Consider the following 3035-nt stretch of genomic DNA (forward strand, 5'->3'; position numbering starts at 1 on the left):
GGGATCCATACTCAAAGTCCCCCTTTTTTAAGGGGGATAATGGGGGATCTCCGAGGCAAGAAGACACGCCCTAGCCCCCCAAGTTTGGGAGTTTGGAGAATTTAGGGGGCTTTAGCAAAGCCAAACGATCGCGCATTCATACTTCAATTAAGTAACGCCTCAAAGAATAGTCTTGTACTGCGTAAGTAAATCATCAACAACTTTCTCGAAAGAAAATAGTTCAACCGCTCGCTGATGTCCAGCTTGTCCCATGGATGTTCTAAGTTCTTGGTCAGAAAGAAGTTGCAAGATGGCGTCTGCTAAAGCATCAGCATTACTCCGTTCAACCAGCAGACCTGTCTTACCATCTTCCACAATCTCAGGAAAAGCACCAGCTTGGGTAGCAATAATGGGAAGACCTGCGACCATAGCTTCCACAATTGGCATCCCAAATGCTTCGTGACATACTGACGGAAATACAAAAATGTCTGCCTGCTGATAATAATTGACTAACTTAGATTGAGGAAGGGAGCCAGTGAAGGATACTTGGCTGGCTAGATCAGCACCAAAGTGATCATTCAATTCGGACAGGTATCGTCTCAGGTAACCTGTCCAACTTTCATCACCGTAGAATGATGCTAACTCTGCCACTTTGGAGTCATCACTTAATCCGACAAGATAGTCGTAGGGTAATGCACCTACAGGACCAACGAGATCAAGTTTGGTTTCAGGGCAGCGCTCGAGCACTTTTCTAAAAGCTTCTAATAAGACATGGGAGCCTTTTTCTGGAGATACTCTCCCCACGTATAGTAATCGTTTAGCACGATTTTTTGTGCTGCCATTTTGCTGATTATCGCTGACATAGAAATTCATGAAGCGATCAAGGTTTACCCCATTAAAAACCGGCTGACAGCGCTCGGCAAATTTAGGGAAACGCTGGCGAATCCCTGCTGTGATATACTCACTAGTACCAATAACTAAATCTACCTTACTAAGCCGCTTTTCTAGAATTTTGTGATCGAGTTGGGTCAACCACTCACAATGCATGTGCAGGGCAATTTTTATTCCTGGGTTCAAAGCTCGTATCACTGGAATAAACTGAGATAAGTTGTGAATGTGAACAACATCACATTGCTGTTTTTTCAAGTCATTTGCTACCTGTAAAATATATACTAGGTAATAGAGTTTGGATCCAAATATAGGACGTTTTTGATTCTGGAATCCTGGAATTTTTTCCAGATAGTTTAGCAGTTTTTTATCCCGGCCTATGGGAATATATCGATAGTCTACTCCGTCATGATTTGCCGTATTAAAGCGTTCTCCTGGTGTATAGACAATAACATCACCATCTTGAACTAAAAGACGCACGAATTCATAGGTCAAAATCCCGATGGAATCCATCGGATTTGGAAACGATGTCATCACAAAGGGTTGACATACAAATGCTATCTTTAATCGTTTATTAGAATCTGCTCCATTTAACTGGTTATTTAATTTGTTATTTAATTTGTTTTGCTCTCGGTCAATCCTAGCTAATTTATTTTGGACTAAAGTGGTGTAGACTACAGTGTTACTGGGATTGAGTTTGAGGACATTGTTATAGGACGCGATCGCATCATCTAATTTGCCTTGTTCTTGGAGAGCAACTCCCAAGGTATAATGGCTGTTTACCAAGTCTGGCTGTATTGCGATCGCTTTCTGGTAGTAAGCCACCGCAGTCTTCAAATCGCCTCCTATTTTCCGAGTAACGCCCAAATCGTGATTTAAGGCAGCGTAGTAGGCGTGTTTTTCTTGGGAAAGCTGGCCTTGAGCGTAGAGAGCATTACCCAAATTCACATCAGCTTCAGCACAGTTGGGCTGAATCTCCAAAGCTTTTTGATAGCATGCGATCGCATTTTCCCACTTGCCTTGTTGTTGTAGAGCATAGCCCAAGTTGTTGTAAAGCGCTACCGAGTTCGGCTGTAGAGCTAACGCTCGCTGATAAGCTTCCACTGCTTCTGACAATTGACCTTGAGCTTGACGCAAATTGCCTAAACTGAACCAAGCCTTGAAAGACTCCGGATTGACAAGGAGGGTTGTATTGAAAAACTCCTCAGCAGTTTGGTACTTACCTACCTGTTGTGCTAGCATTCCTAACCCATACAAGGCATCTGGTTGGTTAGGTATTCCTGCCAGAATCTGACGATAAACTTGCTCAGCTTCGACCAAGCGATTGCCTCGATGATATTGAAGAGCAACTTGAAGTGCTTCAGAAAGTTGTGTCACTGTTGTAATCCTAAATTTTTAATTGGTAATTATCAATTGTTAATTGTATAGAGTTGTGAACATAGTCGCCCTTGGTAAAGGCAATAAGTGTGTTCACAACCCAGATAAAAACCCTATATCTAACTAGGGATAAGCAAAGTAAAAACTCTCTGAATTATGATTCAACATAATCGATCGCAACTTTGAAGCAATCTCATCCCGTAAGGGAGCAGCTTCGGCTTTAGTTAGCCAAGTAAATAATTTCTCCACAGCTTGAGGAGACGGATCAATTTTGAGTGCCTCTTGGAGCAGACGAAATGCACCAGAAAGATTCCCAGCCTTTAGGGGAATTACCATATGGTTTAGACAATAATTAAAGTAATGGTTACGAGCTTTGGCTGTAATTGCTGCACAATGCTCAGCAGGAAGATAGCTCTCGGAAATTTCAATCCCCTGGCGGATAGACGTTGCTTGAGCTCCAGATAATATCAGTTCACTGGTCATATTATTATCATGCTCACGGTAACGTGCCAAAATATCGCCTTCGTACCACCAATCATAAAAACTAGCAATGCGCTTATAAAGTTCCCAGTCAGGAGTATAAGTGTTCTCCGGATCGTAACACCCCAGATGTTCATGAGTAGAGCGACGAATCACAACTGCACAGGGATTCAAGACATTGGAAGTGCCAATCTTCCACAACCAATCCTGATGGATACCCGTGTCTTTTCCATAGACTTGTTGGGAGAAAATTATCTTTCCTTTCTCATTGATATTTTCATAACCCGTAAATGCTGCTCCCACAGAATCAC

At 42.4% G+C, this 3035-nt stretch carries 2 protein-coding genes; both read right to left on the reverse strand.

Features of this window, described 5'->3' with window-relative positions; translation table 11 throughout:
• Window positions 1-159: 159 nt before the first annotated feature.
• Entirely contained in the window at window positions 160-2244 is a 2085-nt protein-coding gene (locus tag F6K20_RS31700; RefSeq protein ID WP_287297398.1) for a glycosyltransferase, read from the reverse strand.
• A 123-nt stretch (window positions 2245-2367) separates the two neighbouring features.
• Window positions 2368-3035: glycosyltransferase family protein (locus tag F6K20_RS31705; protein ID WP_502708905.1), on the reverse strand; the 668-nt coding region annotated here is incomplete at its 5' end.

This window comes from Moorena sp. SIO2C4, from assembly GCF_010672485.1.
GTDB classification, from domain to species: Bacteria; Cyanobacteriota; Cyanobacteriia; order Cyanobacteriales; family Coleofasciculaceae; genus Moorena; species Moorena producens.